General features: G+C 71.9%; 15 protein-coding genes. 11 read left to right on the forward strand and 4 right to left on the reverse strand.

Annotation, left to right across the window (positions count from 1 at the left end; translation table 11 throughout):
* Window positions 1–8: 8 nt before the first annotated feature.
* Entirely contained in the window at window positions 9–2,099 is a 2,091-nt protein-coding gene (locus A4W93_RS12110) for an FUSC family protein (protein ID WP_085750843.1), read from the forward strand.
* Here the strand turns inward: A4W93_RS12110 and A4W93_RS12115 are convergent.
* The gene (locus A4W93_RS12115) at window positions 2,096–2,671 is read right to left on the reverse strand and encodes a TetR/AcrR family transcriptional regulator (RefSeq protein ID WP_085750844.1); all 576 of its coding nucleotides are present in this window, start codon (window positions 2,669–2,671) and stop codon (window positions 2,096–2,098) included. The genes A4W93_RS12110 and A4W93_RS12115 overlap by 4 nt on opposite strands.
* An 83-nt stretch (window positions 2,672–2,754) precedes the next feature.
* On the opposite strand from A4W93_RS12115, the gene A4W93_RS12120 reads away from it, so the two are divergent.
* A complete protein-coding gene (locus tag A4W93_RS12120; protein WP_085750845.1) occupies window positions 2,755–3,966 on the forward strand; it encodes an MFS transporter in 1,212 nt (403 codons plus the stop codon).
* 18 nt (window positions 3,967–3,984) lie between these two features.
* Complete coding sequence (locus A4W93_RS12125) at window positions 3,985–4,203, forward strand: SlyX family protein (RefSeq protein WP_085750846.1); 219 nt, start codon at window positions 3,985–3,987, stop codon at window positions 4,201–4,203.
* Here A4W93_RS12125 and A4W93_RS12130 read toward each other — a convergent pair.
* Together A4W93_RS12130 and A4W93_RS12135 are read right to left on the reverse strand one after the other, a co-directional pair.
* Window positions 4,197–5,069 carry a pyridoxamine 5'-phosphate oxidase family protein gene (locus A4W93_RS12130; RefSeq protein WP_085750847.1) on the reverse strand — a complete coding sequence of 291 codons (873 nt, stop codon included), beginning with the start codon at window positions 5,067–5,069 and terminating at the stop codon, window positions 4,197–4,199. The two genes, A4W93_RS12125 and A4W93_RS12130, sit on opposite strands and share 7 nt — an antisense overlap.
* Before the next feature lie 2 nt (window positions 5,070–5,071).
* Window positions 5,072–5,695 (reverse strand): glutathione S-transferase family protein, encoded by a 624-nt coding sequence (locus tag A4W93_RS12135; protein WP_085750848.1) that lies wholly within the window; start codon window positions 5,693–5,695, stop codon window positions 5,072–5,074.
* 109 nt (window positions 5,696–5,804) lie between these two features.
* On the opposite strand from A4W93_RS12135, the gene A4W93_RS12140 reads away from it, so the two are divergent.
* From A4W93_RS12140 to A4W93_RS12155, 4 genes are all read left to right on the forward strand, one after another.
* Window positions 5,805–6,701, forward strand: coding sequence for a LysR family transcriptional regulator (locus A4W93_RS12140; protein ID WP_085750849.1), 897 nt, complete (start codon window positions 5,805–5,807; stop codon window positions 6,699–6,701).
* Window positions 6,702–6,757: 56 nt separating this feature from the next.
* Window positions 6,758–7,696, forward strand: coding sequence for a GGDEF domain-containing protein (locus A4W93_RS12145; RefSeq protein ID WP_085750850.1), 939 nt, complete (start codon window positions 6,758–6,760; stop codon window positions 7,694–7,696).
* Window positions 7,697–7,774: 78 nt separating this feature from the next.
* Entirely contained in the window at window positions 7,775–8,029 is a 255-nt protein-coding gene (locus tag A4W93_RS12150) for a helix-turn-helix domain-containing protein (RefSeq protein ID WP_085750851.1), read from the forward strand.
* Window positions 8,030–8,039: 10 nt separating this feature from the next.
* Window positions 8,040–9,380 (forward strand): type II toxin-antitoxin system HipA family toxin, encoded by a 1,341-nt coding sequence (locus A4W93_RS12155; protein WP_085750852.1) that lies wholly within the window; start codon window positions 8,040–8,042, stop codon window positions 9,378–9,380.
* Between the two features lie 6 nt (window positions 9,381–9,386).
* On the opposite strand, the gene A4W93_RS12160 is transcribed toward A4W93_RS12155, so the two are convergent.
* Complete coding sequence (locus A4W93_RS12160) at window positions 9,387–10,853, reverse strand: NAD-dependent succinate-semialdehyde dehydrogenase (protein ID WP_085750853.1); 1,467 nt, start codon at window positions 10,851–10,853, stop codon at window positions 9,387–9,389.
* A gap of 131 nt (window positions 10,854–10,984) precedes the next feature.
* Between A4W93_RS12160 and alaS the strand changes: the two genes are divergently transcribed.
* The 4 genes from alaS to A4W93_RS12180 are packed head-to-tail and all read left to right on the forward strand — an operon-like array spanning window position 10,985 to window position 15,595.
* Window positions 10,985–13,612 carry an alanine--tRNA ligase gene (alaS, locus tag A4W93_RS12165; protein ID WP_085750854.1) on the forward strand — a complete coding sequence of 876 codons (2,628 nt, stop codon included), beginning with the start codon at window positions 10,985–10,987 and terminating at the stop codon, window positions 13,610–13,612.
* 10 nt (window positions 13,613–13,622) lie between these two features.
* Window positions 13,623–14,219, forward strand: coding sequence for a hypothetical protein (locus tag A4W93_RS12170; protein ID WP_157131642.1), 597 nt, complete (start codon window positions 13,623–13,625; stop codon window positions 14,217–14,219).
* A gap of 25 nt (window positions 14,220–14,244) precedes the next feature.
* Window positions 14,245–14,955: a hypothetical protein gene (locus tag A4W93_RS12175; RefSeq protein WP_085750856.1), complete on the forward strand. Its 711-nt coding sequence runs from the start codon at window positions 14,245–14,247 to the stop codon at window positions 14,953–14,955.
* On the forward strand, window positions 14,933–15,595 hold the full coding sequence (locus A4W93_RS12180; protein WP_085750857.1) for an NMCC_0638 family (lipo)protein: 663 nt from the start codon (window positions 14,933–14,935) through the stop codon (window positions 15,593–15,595). The genes A4W93_RS12175 and A4W93_RS12180 overlap by 23 nt, the downstream gene beginning before the upstream one ends.
* The last annotated feature ends 21 nt before the right edge of the window (window positions 15,596–15,616 follow it).

Below are 15,616 nucleotides of genomic sequence, written 5' to 3' on the forward strand. Positions count from 1 at the left end.
TCCCCCGCATGCGGCTCCTCCACCGTCTTCCCGCCTACGCGCTCAACGGCATCAGCGTCGCGCTGGGCATCGGCCTGATCCAGTTCCTGATCACCGCGCTGGCGGGCCACCACGCGGCGCAGCTCGCGTTGAGCGGTGCGGTGTGCGCGAGCCTCGCCGACGTGCCCAACACGCCGGCCCGCACCCGCAGCCGGGTGCCGGTGGCCGCGGCGCTGAGCCTCGCGGCGGCGCTGACCGTCGCGCTGCTCGACCCGTTCCCCATCGCCCTCGGCTTCGGCATCGGGGCCATTGCCTTCGTCGCGATGATGACGATGGCGTGGGGGCCGCGCGCCGGCGCCGTGTCGTTCGCGCCCATCCTGTCACTGGTGTTCACGATGGCCGTGCCGGAGTCGTCGGTGTCGGCGTGGGAGCTGGCGGCCTGGAACGCGGTGGGCGGCGCCGCGTACTGCGTGTGGTCGCTGGTCGGCAGCGCCGTGCTGCAGCGGCGCCAGTGCACGCTGTCGCTCGTGATGGCCATGCGCTCCATCGCCGACCTGTTCCACCTGCGGGCGGCGGTGCTGTCGCCCGACCCCGAGGCCGCGGCGGAGAACATGAAGCGCTGGCTTGCCGGGGAGGCGGCCGCGGCCGACCGGCTGCAGACCGCCCGCGACTTCGTGTTCGCCGCATCCGACTCACCCGCGGCCCGGCGCAACACCAGCATCCTGCTGCGGCTCATCGACCTGCGCGACGTGCTGCTCGCGAGCCGCCTCGACCTCGACCTGCTGGGCGACGACGACGCCGGCCATGCGGTGCTGAACCAGGTGGCCGCGGCGCTCGCCCGCATCGGCGATGCGCTGGGCGAGGCGGCCGACGCGGTGCGCGACGGAACCGTGCTCGTGGTCACGGCCCGCCCCGTGGAGCGCCTGTTCGTCGACACGCCGATGGCCGCCGACGACCCGCGCATCCGGCTGCTGCCGGCCGTCGCGGGGCGGCTCACGAACCTGAACGACGACGTGCAACGCATCCAGTCGCTGCTCGACGCCGACCCCGAAACACCGGTGCTGTCCCGCACCGAACTGCAGAGCTTCGTGGCGCCCGAAGGGTGGCCGCTGGGCGCGCTCGCCGACCAGTTCTCGGGCACGTCCCCCGTCTTCCGCCACGCGGTGCGGTCGGCGCTGGCGCTCGGCTGCGCGTACTTCATCGCACTGGCCTCGCCCTGGGCCTCGCATCCGCACTGGCTCGTGCTGGGCGTGGCGGTGGTGCTGCGCGGCAACCTCGAGCAGACGCTGTCGCGGCGCAACGCGCGGGTGCTCGGCACGCTCGCGGGGTGCGTGGTGGTGTTGACGCTGGCATCGCTGCATTCACCGGTGCTGCTGGGCGCCGTGTTCCTGTTCGCCGTGGGCACGGCCCACGCCTTCGTGCTGCAGCGCTACTGGCTCACCGCCTCGGCGGCCACGGTGATGGCGCTGCTGCAGGCCCATGCGGTGCACCCGGCCGGTGGCTTCGCGATCACGGAGCGGGTGGCCGACACCGTGCTCGGCGCGGCGCTCGCGTGGGCCTTCAGCTACGTGCTGCCGTCGTGGGAACGGCGCAACCTGCCGGCCGCGCTCGCGCGCACGCTGAAGGAGCTGTCGGGATACGCTGCGCTCACGCTGTCGGAGGACGCGGCCGACGGCATCCAGCCGCGCCTGGCGCGGCGGCGCGCGTACGACGCGCTCAACGCGCTGTCGGGGGTGGTGCAGCGCACCGGCGCCGAACCCGAGGCCGTGCGGGTGCCGGTGGCGGACGTGGCGCGGGTGCTCGACCACGGGCAGCGGTTGATGGCCCACCTGTCGGTGGTGCGCATGATCCTGTCGCGCCGCGGCGGTGAACTCGACGTGGCCGAGACGGCGCGGGCGCTGGGCGAGGCGAGGGCGGCGCTGTCGGCGAGCCTCGCGCTGCGCGAGGGGCCGGCCGAACCGCCGCCGTCGTACCCGGGCGGCCTGTCGATGCTCCCCATCGAGGCCCCGGCCGACGACGTGATGCCGTGGCTGCTGCGGCGGCTGCAGGTGCTGGCGCACGACGCGCGGTGCGTGCAGGCCGCGGCGAACGAGGCCGTCGCGAAGGCGCGGCGGCGCTAACGCGTCGTCGCGCTCGCCATGACCCGGTCGACGAAGCGGCGCACGTCGTCCCGCGTGGGCGGCACGGCGGCGAACAGCGCGCGGTAGACGATCGGGGCGACCACGCCGTCCATCACGGCGTCGACCTCGGGCACGGCTTCGCCGCGTGCGATGCCGCGGTCCACCATCACCGCGATCTGGGCGGCGTTGAAGGCCGAGCACTGGCAGGTGCGTGGTGTCACGCCCGGCGTGGCGGACAGCACGTCGCGCAGCATGCCCAGGCCCACCTCGGAGGTCATCTCCTCGAAGTACTGCTCGGCCCACGTGAAGAGGTCGCTCGCGAAGCCGCCCGTGTCCGCGGGATCGGTCTCGGGGCGCATGTGTTCCACGGCCACGTCGGCCAGCAGGTCGGCGAGGTCGCCCCAGCGGCGGTAGATGGTGGACGGGGTGACGCCGGCGCGGGCCGCGATCAGCGGCACGGTGAGGGCGGCGCGGCCGTGCTGTTCGGTGAGGTCGTGCACCGCCAGGTGGACGGCCGCCTGCACGCGCGCACTGCGCCCGCCCGGGCGGAGACCGGCAACTCGTGTGTTCATGATTGCCATGTTAATGCAAAGGAATTGCGTTAGTCCGTGAAGGGGCGTAGCATTCGCAAACGCAAAAGTTTTGCATTAAGGCCATGAACACCGCGACCCCCATCTCCGTGCCCGATGCCTTGCCCGCCACGTCCGGGCGCTTGTCGAACGGCGCCGCCCTCTGGCTGGTGTCGTCGATGGTCATCACGTTCCTGGCCGCGTCGAGCGCGCCGTCGCCGCTCTACGGGCTGTACCGCGAAGCCTGGGGCTTCTCGGCGCTGACGCTCACGCTCGTGTTCTCGAGCTATGCGTTCGCGCTGCTCGGGTCGCTGCTGGTGTTGGGCCGCCTGTCGGACCACCGCGGGCGGCGCGAGGTGATCCTCGGCGCCCTGGTGATCGAGTTCGTGTCGGTGGTGCTGTTCTGGCAGGCCCGGTCGGTCGAGTGGCTCTTCGCGGCGCGCATCGTTCAGGGTGTGGCCACCGGCATCGCCACCAGTGTGCTGAGCGCGATGCTGCTCGACCTGGACCGCGTGCGCGGCGCCTTCATCAACAGCGTGACGCCGATGTTCGGCATGGCGCTCGGCGCACTCGGCACCAGCCTGCTCGTGCAGTTCGCCCCGGCGCCCACGGTGCTCGTCTTCGAAGGGTTGCTGGGGGTGTTCGCGGTGCAGATCGCGCTCGCGTGGCGCCTGCCTGAAACCGTGTCGCGCCTGCAGGGCGCATGGCGCTCGCTGGTGCCGCAGGTGGCGGTGCCGCCGGCGGCACGGTCCACCCTGCTGCGCGTGCTGCCGTCCAACACGGCGCAGTGGGCGCTGGGCGGCTTCTACCTGTCGCTCGGGCCCACCCTGGCCCGGCAGGTGACCGACACCACGGCCCCCGTCGTGGGCGGCGCGCTGATCGCCACGCTCGTGCTGAGCGGGGCCGTCGCGATCGCGCTGGTGCGCAACCGCCCGCCGCGTGACGTGCTGGAGCTGGGCGCGCTCGGGCTCGCGGTGGGCCTGGCCATCACGCTGGGTGGGGTGGTGTCGCACTCGGCGTGGCTGCTGTTCTCCGGCACGCTGATCGCGGGGCTCGGGTTCGGCTCCGGGTTCAACGGCTCGGTGCGCAGCCTCGCGCCGCTGGCGGAGCCGCACGAGCGCGGCGCGCTGATGTCGAGCTTCTTCGCGGCGAGTTACCTGGCCTTCGCCGTGCCGGCCATCGCGGCGGGGTTGTTCGTCGGGTACTTCGGGCTGAAGACCACGGCCATCGGCTACGCGGCGGTGCTGGTGGCGCTCGCGGGCGGGGCGCTCGTCGAGATGCGCCGCAGCCGCCGGTGACCTGCCGATAATGGCGGGATGGATCACCCGAACGACACCGACCAGCGCCTGACCGACCTCGAGATCAAGGCGAGCTTCACCGAGGACCTGGTCGACTCGCTCAACGAGATCGTCGCGCGGCAGCAGCAACAGATCGAGCAGCTCACCCGCGAACTCGTGAACCTGCGCCAGCAGATGCCGGCGCCCGACGCCGGCCAGTTCCGCAGCCTGCGCGACGAGCTCCCTCCGCACTACTGAGGTTCGTGCCAGGAGAGGGGCAGTGTCCCCTCCGTGCGCACCATCGCGTCCACCTCGAAGCGCACATGGCGCTCCGGCGCCCACACCACCGTGCCGCGCACCGCGAGGTACAGCGCGCCGGCCCGCTCGCGGTCCAGCAGCAGCAGCCCGGCCCGCGGGTTCAGCCCGAGGTTGCCGAGGGTGTTGAAGAAGAAGTTGCCGGGGAAGTCGGGCAGGCGCAGCACGTCGTCGTCGTCGCGGGCGAGGAAGCCCGGTGGGCCGCCGCGGTGGGAGACGTCCACGCCTTCCTCGGGCGTGCGGGCGAGGTCGGCGTCGGGGTGGGCCGTCGCGATGAAGAGCGTGTCGGCTCCGTCGAGGAGCGCGCGCGCGCGGTCGTCGAGGCCGTGGCTGCGCGCGATGCGCGGGGTGCCGGCGGCCGACGGTGTGAACACGGCCTCGCGCGGGGTGATGTACTTCGGGCAGTTGCCGAAGCTCTGCTGCACGGCCACGGTGAAACCGTCCCCGTCGAGCGACTCGACGAGGCCGTTCATGCGGTTGCGCCGCCGCGTGTGCGTCTGGATGCCCAGCAGGCCGACGGGCGCGCCTGCCTTCAGGGTCAGCGGATCGCCGGGGAGGGCGTGGGCCTGCACCGCGAGGTGGGTCGGGTCGGGCGAGTGCGCGAAGCCGGGCGCGTTCACGAGCACGGACGCCCACGGCTGTCCGGTGACGTCGAGGCTGCCCACCACCAGGAACGGCAGCAGCGGGAAGAAATCGCGGTGCTGGTCGGGCATGTGGTCGCGGATGGCGCGCGTCGCCACCTCGGCCATGCGCTCGCGCATGCCGACGCGGTCCTGCGCCGCGGCTTCGCCGGTGTGGTACGCGCCCATGGTCAGGCCGCGTTCAGGCCGACCGGCATCACCGGGAACGGCAGGAAACCGGGCAGGGCCTCGACGCGGGCGTGCCATGCGCGCACGTTCGGGTAGTCGGCGAGCGAGACGTGGCCCTCCGGGGCGCGGGCCGAGTACGCGTAGTTCGCGAGGTCGGCGATCGTCACCTCGTCGCCGGTGAGGAAGGGGCGGTCCGCGAGCTGGCGTTCCATCAGCCCCAGCAGCACGTGGGAGCGTTCGATCAGCGGGGCGAGGTCGAGGGGTTTCTTGAACAGCACGGCCACGCGGGCGAGGCCCGGGCCGAAACGCAGCTCGCCCGCGGCCACGGACAGCCAGCGCTGCACCCGGGCCGCCACGGCGGGATCGGTGACGTGCCAGCGCGGGCCGCCGTAGCGCGACGCGAGGTACACGAGGATCGCGTTCGAATCGGCGAGGGTCAGGTCGCCGTCCTGCAGCACCGGCACCTCGCCAAACGGGTTCAGCGCGAGGAAGTCGGGCTGGCGGTGGGCGCCGTGGAGCAGGTCCACGTCCACCGCGGTGTACGGCAGGCCGAGCAGGTGCAGGAAGGTTTCGACGCGGTGGCTGTGGCCCGACAGCGTGACGCGGTGGAGGGTGATGTTCGGCATGTCCGTGAGGGAAGGGTGGATCGGTCCCCTCATCTTGGTTGCTGCATCGGAAGGATTAAATGCCTTCGATTGCACTGGAGTGCTTCGCTTCGCGGATTAATATGGTCGCATGGACAAGCTCAAGGCCATGGCCACGTTCGTGCAGATCGCCGACGCGGGCAGCCTCACCGCCGCCGCCAAGGCGGGCGGGGGCTCGCTGCCGGCGGTGGTGCGTTCGCTCGCGTCCCTGGAGGCCCACCTCGGCGTGCGGCTCTTCAACCGCACCACGCGCCGCATCTCGCTGACCGCCGAGGGGCGCCAGTACCTCGACCGCTGCCGCACGGTGCTGTCGGCCGTGACGGACGCCGAGAACGAACTGGCGCTCGACGCGGCCGAGCCGTCGGGCCAGCTGGTGGTCACGGCACCCGCGCTGTTCGGGCAGATGTACGTGGCGCCGGCCGTCACGCGCTTCGCCCAGCGGCACCCGAAGGTGCGCGTGCGGCTGCTGCTGTGGGACCGGGTGGTCAACCTGCTGGAGGAGGGCGTGGACGTGGCCGTGCGCATCGGCCCGCTGCACGACTCGTCGCTCGTGGCCCAGACCGTGGGCAGCCTGCGCCGGCCGGTGGTCGCGAGCCCGGGGTTCCTCGCCGGACGCGGCGAGCCGGCCCATCCGGAGGACCTGCGCGGCGCGCCGTGCGTGGGCTTCACGTTCCCGATGCCCGGCGGCTGGACCTTCCACGAGGGCGAGCGGCAGTTCCAGGTGCCGATCCAGTGCAACCTCGAGTTCAACCAGGCTGCGCCCGCGGCCGAGGCGGTGCTCGCGGGTCTCGGCTTCGGCATGTTCATCGAGTACCAGGTGGCGCCGTACCTCGCCGACGGCCGCCTGCGCACGGTGCTGGAGGCGTTCGAGCCCCCGCGCCGGCCCATCAGCATCGTGTACCCGCACGCCCGTGGCCTGCCCGCGCGCACCCGCGTGTTCGTGGCGTGGATGAAGCAGGAACTGGGCGCGCACGCATTCGGTCACTGAACCGGTGTCCGATTCCTCCACAATGGAGGCCTGACGAAGCCGCCTCCCGCCGCCCCATGACCGCTGACGCGCTGAACCTGCTGCTGATCGACACCGATGGGGCCACCGTGCCGGACATCGCCGCCACGTCCGCCTTCGGCCCCTTCGTCACCGTGCGCCTGACGGGCCTGGCGGAGGCCGCCCTGCGGCTCGCCGGGCAGCGGTTCGACGGGGTCGTGGTCGCCGCCACCAACGTCGAGGCGCGCCGGCTGCTCGCCTGGAGCGGGCTGTCCCAGGCCGTGACCGACGGCGCCGTGGTCGTGCTGACCACCGACGACCCCGGCAACGACCTGGCCGTGCGCCTCGTGCACGCGGGCGTGCAGGACGTGCTGCCGCTCGCCACCGACCCGGTCGACGCCTTGCCGCGTGCGGTGCGCCTGGGCATCGAGCGCAAGTCGCAAGACCGCCAGACCCGCAAGGCCTACGCCACCGACCTGATGACGGGCCTGCCCAACCAGTCCCAACTGGTCGAACACGTGAACCAGCTGCTCGCGCTGCGCGAGCGCGAGCCGGCACCCATGGCGCTGATGGCCGTGCGTGTGGAGGGCCTGGCCACCGCCGAGGCGCGGCACGGCGAGGAGACCGCCAACGTGCTGCGCCGCAAGATCGCGGTGCGCCTGCGCATGGGCCTGCGCGCGAGCGACGTCGTGGCCTCCGTGGGCGCCGACACCTTCGTCGTGCTGCTGTCGAAGTTCCAGGAGGCGCAGGACGCCGAGCGCGTGGCCGACAAGCTGCGCGAGGCGCTGCACCCGCCGTTCCCCATCGCGGGCACCGAGGTCGCCGTGGCCGTGGCCATCGGCACCGCCCACCACCCGGCCGACGGTCGCGATGCCGCCACGCTGCTGCGGCGCGCGGTGGGGCTCGCGGCGTCCGGTGCGGCCTCGGGGCGGGACGGCTTCGCGAACCACCTCGAACGCGGTGCGGCGGGGGCCGCCAACGACGAACCCAACGATTGAGGTTCACCTCTTATTGGAATATTTGACATTAATTCCCATTGGGAATAATCTGCAGATATTCCGATCCGGAGTGAACCCATGAACCACCGCCTCGTCACGGCCGCCCAGCTGGGCCAGCTGCTGCAGACGGCCCGCCGCGCCGCGGGCCGTTCGCAGGCGGACCTGGCCGCCACGGTGGGCCTGAGCCAGTCGCGTCTCTCCAAGCTCGAGCTGAACCCGGGCACCCTCACGGTCGACCAGCTGCTCGCGCTCTGCGCGAGCCTCGACCTCGAACTGACGCTGCAGCCGCGGTCCGCCGGACCCGGGGCCGAGTCACCGCCGGACGCCTGGTAGGCCACCGCCGATGGGACGGCGCTCGCACGCGAGAACCCTGTCGCTCTGGTCGAACGGCGTGAGGGTGGGGTCGTGGCACCTGCCCACGCGGGGCGACATGGAGCTGCGCTACGACCCCGCGTGGAAGGCCTCGCCGCTCGGGCGCCCGCTGTCGCTGTCGCTGCCGTTCGGCCTTGACGACGGCCCGCTGCGCGGCCCGCGCGTGGCCGCGTGGTTCGAGAACCTGCTGCCCGACAGCGAGGAGATCCGCAAGCGCCTGGCCACGCGTTTTCGCACCGGGTCCACCTCCGCGTTCGACCTGCTGCAGGCCATCGGCCGCGACTGCGTGGGCGCGGTGCAGCTGCTGCCGGAGGACGAGGTGCCGGCCGGGTTCGACACGGTCGAGGGCGATCCGCTCGACGAGGACGGGGTCGCGCAGTACCTCGACCGGGCCGTGGCGCCGGCGGCCCGCCTGATGGCCGAGGGCGACGACGAGGACTTCCGCATCTCGCTCGCCGGCGCGCAGGAGAAGACGGCGCTGCTGCGCCACGAGGGCCGCTGGCTGCGCCCGCACGGCGCCACGCCCACCAGCCACATCCTCAAGCTGCCGCTCGGGCTCGTCGGCAACAGCCGGGTCGACCTGTCGCGGTCGGTCGAGAACGAATGGCTGTGCCTCGCGCTGCTGCGTGAGTACGGGGTTCCGGCGGCACGGGCCGACATCGAGGTCTTCGGGCCGCGCAAGGTGCTGAGCGTCGAACGCTTCGACCGCCGGCTGCATTCGTCGGGCCGCTGGTGGCTGCGCCTGCCGCAGGAGGACTTCTGCCAGGCGCTGGGTGTGCCGCCCCACCTGAAGTACGAGGCCGACGGCGGGCCGGGCGTGGCCGACCTCGCGCGCCTGCTGGGCCAGTCGGAGACCGCGCGGGCCGACCTCGACACGCTCGTCACCACCCAGGTGCTGTTCTGGCTGCTGGCCGCGCCCGACGGCCACGCGAAGAACTTCAGCCTGCAGCTCGCCGCAGGCGGCCGCTACCGGCTTGCGCCGCTGTACGACGTGATGTCGATCTGGCCGGTGGAGGGGCAGGGGCCCAACCGCTGGTCCTGGCACAAGGCGCGGCTCGCGATGGCGATGGTGGGGAAGAACCGGCACTACCACCTGAAGGACATCCGGCGGCGGCACTTCGATGCGCTGGCCGCGTTGTGTGGCACGGGGAAGGACGCCGGGGCGGTGATCGAGCGGCTGCTCGGGGCCACCGACGGCGTGGTCGAGCGGGTGGGGGCGCAGTTGCCGGAGGGGTTTCCGGCGGAGGTGTTCGAGCGCATCACCGCGGGGTTGAAGTCTTCCGCGGAGAAGCTCGGGCAGACGGCGGACTGACGACCGTCAGATGTCGCCCAGGCAGAGGTACTTGATCTCCACGTAGTCCTCGATCCCGTGGCGAGATCCTTCGCGTCCCAGTCCGGACTGCTTCACCCCCCCGAACGGCACCTCCGCCGTCGAGATCAGCCCCGTGTTCACCCCCACCATCCCGGACTCCAGCCCTTCGCCCACGCGGAACACCCGCCCGATGTCCCGGCTGTAGAAGTACGCGGCGAGGCCGAACTCGGTGTCGTTGGCGAGCCGGAGAACCTCCTCTTCCGTCTGGAACCGGAACACCGGGGCGACCGGCCCGAAGGTCTCCTCGCGGGCGCACAGCATGTCGGCGTTCGCCTCCGTGAGCACCGTGGGTTCGAAGAAGCGGTCGTGCAGGCGCTTGCCGCCGGTGAGCACCTTCGCGCCCTTGGAGACGGCGTCGGCCACGTGGCGCTCGATCTTCGCGATGGCGTTGTCGTCGATCATCGGGCCCTGGGTGACCCCGGCCTCGAACCCGTTGCCCACCTTGATGGCCTGGACCTTCGCGGCGAGCTTCTGCACGAAGGTGTCGTACACGCCGTCCTGCACGTACAGGCGGTTCGCGCAGACGCAGGTCTGGCCGCCGTTGCGGTACTTGCTGGCGAGCGCCCCCTCGACGGCGCTGTCGAGGTCGGCGTCGTCGAAGACGATGAACGGCGCGTTGCCACCCAGTTCCAGCGACAGCTTCTTGATGGTCGGGGCGCACTGGGCGGCGAGGATGCGGCCCACCTCGGTGGACCCGGTGAAGGAGAGGTGGCGCACCACCTCGCTCTCGCACATCACCTTGCCGATCTCGGCGGACTTGGCGGCGGTGACCACGTTCAGCACCCCGTCGGGCAGCCCGGCGCGGCGGCCCAGCTCGGCGATGGCCAGGGCCGACAGCGGCGTCTGCCCCGCGGGCTTGACCACCACCGGGCAGCCGGCGGCCAGTGCCGGGCCCACCTTGCGGGTGATCATCGCGATGGGGAAGTTCCAGGGCGTGATGGCCGCGCACACGCCCATCGCCTGCTTGATGACGAGGTAGCGCTTGCGCGGGTCGGTGGCCGGGATGGTCTCGCCGTAGACACGCTTGCCTTCCTCGGCGAACCACTCGATGAAGCTCGCGCCGTACACCACCTCGCCCTTGGACTCGGCGAGCGGCTTGCCCTGCTCGGCGGTCATGATGCGGGCCAGGTCGTCGGCGTGCTGCACCATCAGCTGGAACCACTTCGTGAGGATGGCGCCGCGGTCCTTGGCCGTGCGGCCGCGCCACGCGGGCAGGGCGGCCTGCGCCGCGGCGATGGCGTCGCGGGTCTCGGCGACGCCCAGGTCGGCCACGTCGACCAGCTTCAGGCCGGTGGCGGGGTCGGTGACGTCGAAGCGGGCCGAGCCCTTGACCCAGCCGGCGCCGATCAGCGCGTCGGTCTTCAGGAGGCTCGGGTCGAGCAGGTTCGCCAGCGGGGAAGTGCGTGTGTCCATGGTCGTCTCCAGTGTCCGGCCATGATACGGACGGGCCGGGCGTCCGCTGTCGCGCAGGGGGCATCACCCTATAATCGAAACCCTCGAAAAATCAAGCCTTTGCGCGTCCCGCATCCGCTGAAAGCCACGGCATGAAAGCCTCCGAAATCCGTTCCCAGTTCCTGAAGTTCTTCGAAGCCAAGGGCCACACCATCGTGCCGTCGAGCCCGGTGGTCCCCGGTGACGACCCGACGCTGCTGTTCACCAACGCCGGCATGAACCAGTTCAAGGACGTGTTCCTCGGCTTCGACAAGCGCCCGTACAGCCGCGCCACCACGTCGCAGAAGTGCATCCGCGCCGGCGGCAAGCACAACGACCTCGACAACGTGGGCTACACCGCGCGCCACCACACGTTCTTCGAGATGCTGGGCAACTTCAGCTTCGGCGACTACTTCAAGCACGACGCCATCCAGTACGCCTGGGAGCTGCTGACCGAGGTCTACAAGCTGCCGAAGGAGAAGCTCTGGGTCACCGTGTACGCCGAGGACGACGAGGCCTACGAGATCTGGAACAAGACGGTGGGCGTGCCCGCCGAGCGCATCGTGCGCATCGGCGACAACAAGGGCGCCCGCTACGCGTCGGACAACTTCTGGATGATGGGCGACACCGGCCCCTGCGGCCCGTGCACCGAGATCTTCTACGACCACGGCCCGGAGATCGCCGGCGGCCCCCCGGGCTCGCCCGACGAAGACGGCGACCGCTACATCGAGATCTGGAACAACGTGTTCATGCAGTTCAACCGCGACGAAGCGGGCGTGATGCACAAGCTCCCGAAGCCGAGCGTGGACACCGGCATGGGCCTCGAGCGCCTGACCGCCGTGCTGCAGCACGTGCACAGCAACTACGAGATCGACACCTTCGTGAACCTGCTGGCCGCCGCCAAGAAGGCGGTGGACGCCGCGGGCGGGGGCGACTGCGACAAGGACTCCCCGTCGCTCAAGGTCATCGCCGACCACATCCGCGCCTGCAGCTTCACGGTGACCGACGGCGTGATCCCGAGCAACGCCGGCCGCGGCTACGTGCTGCGCCGCATCGCCCGCCGCGCGATCCGCCACGGCTACAAGCTCGGCGCCCGCAAGCCGTTCTTCTACACGCTGGTGGCCGCGCTCGCGAAGGAGATGGGCGACGCCTACCCCGAGCTGCGCCAGGCCGAGCAGCGTGTCACCGACGTGCTCAAGCAGGAAGAGGAAGGTTTCTTCCGCACCATCGCCAACGGCATGGAGATCCTGGAAGCCGCCCTGGCCGGTGGCGCCAAGGTCATCGACGGCGAGACCGCGTTCAAGCTGCACGACACCTACGGCTTCCCGGTCGACCTGACGGCCGACGTGTGCCGCGAGCGGGGCGTGACGGTGGACAGCGCCGGCTTCGACGCCGCGATGCAGCGCCAGAAGGACAAGGCCCGCGCGGCCGGCAAGTTCAAGATGGCCGCCGGCCTCGAGTACACCGGCGCCAACACCACCTTCCACGGCTACGAGCACCTGGCGCGTGAAGGCGCCACCGTGGCCGCGCTCTACGTCGACGGTTCGCCCGTGGACGTGGCCCGCGCCGGCGACGACGTGGTGGTCGTGCTCGACGAAACCCCGTTCTACGCCGAAAGCGGCGGCCAGGTGGGTGACACCGGCGAGCTGCGCAACGCCACGTCGCGCTTCGTCGTGGAAGACACCATCAAGGTCCAGGCCGCCGTGTTCGGCCACCAGGGCCAGCTGGTCGAGGGCGAACTGCGCGTGGGCGACAAGGTCAACGCGAAGGTCGACGCCGACCGCCGCGCCCGCACCGTGCGCAACCACTCGGCCACCCACCTGATGCACAAGGCCCTGCGCGAGGTGCTGGGCACGCACGTGCAGCAGAAGGGTTCGCTCGTGACGGCCGACCGCACGCGCTTCGACTTCGCGCACAACCAGCCCGTGACCGACGCCGAGATCGCGAAGATCGAGGCTCTCGTGAACGCCGAGATCCTGGCCAACGCCGCCACGCAGGCGCGTGTGCTGCCCATCGAGGAGGCCCAGAAGACCGGCGCCATGATGCTGTTCGGCGAGAAGTACGGCGACGAGGTGCGGGTGCTCGACATCGGCACCAGCCGCGAGCTGTGCGGCGGCACCCACGTGCAGCGCACGGGTGACATCGGCCTGTTCAAGATCGTGGCCGAGTCCGGCATCCAGGCCGGTGTGCGCCGCGTGGAGGCCGTGACCGGCGAGAACGCGCTCGCGTACCTGCAGTCGCTCGAAGGCACCGTGCGCCAGATCGCCGGTTCGCTGAAGGCCGCGCCGGCCGAGGTGCCGGCCCGCCTGGGCCAGGTGATGGAGCAGGTGCGTTCGCTCGAGAAGGAACTGGCCGCGCTGAAGGGCAAGCTCGCCTCGTCGCAGGGCGACGAGCTGCTGCAGAAGGCCGTCGACGTGAAGGGCCTGAAGGTGCTGGCCGCCGTGCTCGACGGCGCCGACGCCAAGGCCCTGCGCGAGACGATGGACAAGCTCAAGGACAAGCTCAAGACCGCCGCCATCGTGCTGGCCGCAGTCGACGGCGGCAAGGTGCAGCTGGCGGCCGGTGTCACGGCCGACAGCATTGGCAAGGTCAAGGCTGGTGAACTCGTCAACTTCGTCGCCCAGCAGGTGGGTGGCAAGGGCGGCGGCAAGCCGGACATGGCCATGGCCGGCGGCACCGACCCGACCCACCTCGCGAAGGCGCTGGACTCGGTCCAGGGCTGGGTCGGCGAGCGGGTCTGAGTTGCGCGCCGTGCGGTGGGTGCTGGCGGCCGTGACGGTCGCGTCCTCGGGGGCAGTCTGCGCGGCGGGACCGGCCAAGGCCCCGGCCGCGCCGGGCACCGCCGCCCAATCGGCCGCGGCCCGCGTCCACGCCCAGGACATCGCCGACCTGTTCCGCGATGCCTGCCTGGGCACGAAGGCCGACCCGGAGGCCGTGGCCGACTGGGCGCTGGTCAACGGGTTCGTCACCGACTCGCCCGCCAGCCGCGAGGTGGCCGCGGCCATCCGCCAGCGGGGCGAGGCCGGCAACGTCTTCGCGCGTCCCGGCGGGCGCGACACGCTGCTGCTGATTTCCACCACAGCGCCGTCCAACTGCATCGTGATGGGGCTCGGCGCCGTGGACGGGCCGCGCCTGCGCGGCCGCATGGAGGCCCAGTCGGCCGACTGGCCGGGCGTGAAGGTGCAGCCGGAGCCGTCCCGGGGAATGGACTACGATCAGGACGGCCCGCACCGTTCGGTCAGCTACCTCGGGGTGTCGGGCACGGACCGCTACCGCCTGACGGTGGTCTCGCCGCTGGGCACGGCCCGCGGCACGGCCATCATGGGCGTGTCCGTCGAACCACGCTGATCGTTGTTGCAGAGGGAGTGCCTTCATGAGCCGTTTCACCTTGTCCACGGTCCTGCTGTCGTGCCTGCTGGTGCCGGCGGCCGGCCACGCGCAGGTCGTCGACCCGTCCAAGCCGGTCTTCACCGCAACGACCGTCCATCCCGTCGGCACCACCGACCTGGTGCCGGAGCCGCCGGCGGCCGGCCGGCCCGCGCGCCCGATGGACGTGGTGGCACGGGGGCGCACGCCGCGTGCCCACGCGCAGGAACTCGCGGACGTGTTCCGCCTCGCCTGCCTGGAGTCCCGCGGCGACGCGATCGCCGTGGCGGACTGGGCGCTGAACCACGGGTTCACGCCGGTCGCGGTGCCTCCCGACGAGGCGCTGACCAAGGACATGAAGAACGCCACGGCCTACGCCCGTGAACTCGACGCGGCCGATTCGCTGATGCTGGTGGTCGGCGACAGCCCGGCCGTCTGCTCGGCGATCAGCAAGCAGGCGATCGACGGCCCCCGGCTGCGCGACAAGGTGCAGCAGCTGGCCACGGCCTGGGAGGGCGGGCTCAAGGCGCCGCGGCCGGTGATGTCCACCGACATCAACGGCCGCAAGGGCGAGGACGACGACGTCCGCATGGTGTCGTACCGCTTCGCCGGCGCGGGGGGCGAGGACACGATGTTCGTCGTGGCGCCGCGGGCCGTGGGCGGGCGCATGTCGCTGCTCACGCTGAGGATGGCCGATGCGTCGCCGCCGCCGCGCTGACGCGGGCGCCATCGCGCTCGCCGCGTTGCTCGCCCACGGCGGGGCGGCCGCCCAGGTCACCCCCGTGTTCACCGCGCCCCTGGTGCAGCCGGCGGTGGCACCGCCGCCCGAGCCGGCGCGCGAGCCCGTCACGCCCCAGGAGATGGTGCGCTGGTTCGAGTCGGCCTGCGTGGCCACGCAGGGCCAGGCGGGCGCGGCCATCGACTGGGCGCTCTCCAACGGCTTCGAGCCGGTCGACCCGATGCGGGGCTCCACCGACGGCCTGCTCGACGGCAAGCCGGGCACCGTGCTGACCGCGCCGGGCGCCGGCGGCCGGGTGATGCTGGCCGCGGCCGAGGCCGACTGCAGCCTGTGGATCGAAGGCGAGGAGGGGCCGCCGGTGCGGCAGGCCCTGGCCACGGCGGTCGGCGCGCTGGTGGGCAAGGGCGCGAAGGCCCGCGTGGAGGTGGACCGGAACGTGGAACGCGCGGGCGCCTGGCGCGGCCAGGTGCAGTGGCGCTACCGCGCCATCGGCGGCAGCCTGGACTTCGGCGTGGCGGCCGTCACCACGCTCGCCAACGGGCCGGGCACGCAGGTGCTGCGGGTCTCGCCGCTGGCCCGGGCTGCGGAGTTCTCCCCCGACGGCGTCCGGCTGCGCTGACGCCGCCCACGGGAACCCGGA

Source organism: Piscinibacter gummiphilus, from assembly GCF_002116905.1.
In the GTDB taxonomy this organism is placed as follows: domain Bacteria; phylum Pseudomonadota; class Gammaproteobacteria; order Burkholderiales; family Burkholderiaceae_C; genus Rhizobacter; species Rhizobacter gummiphilus.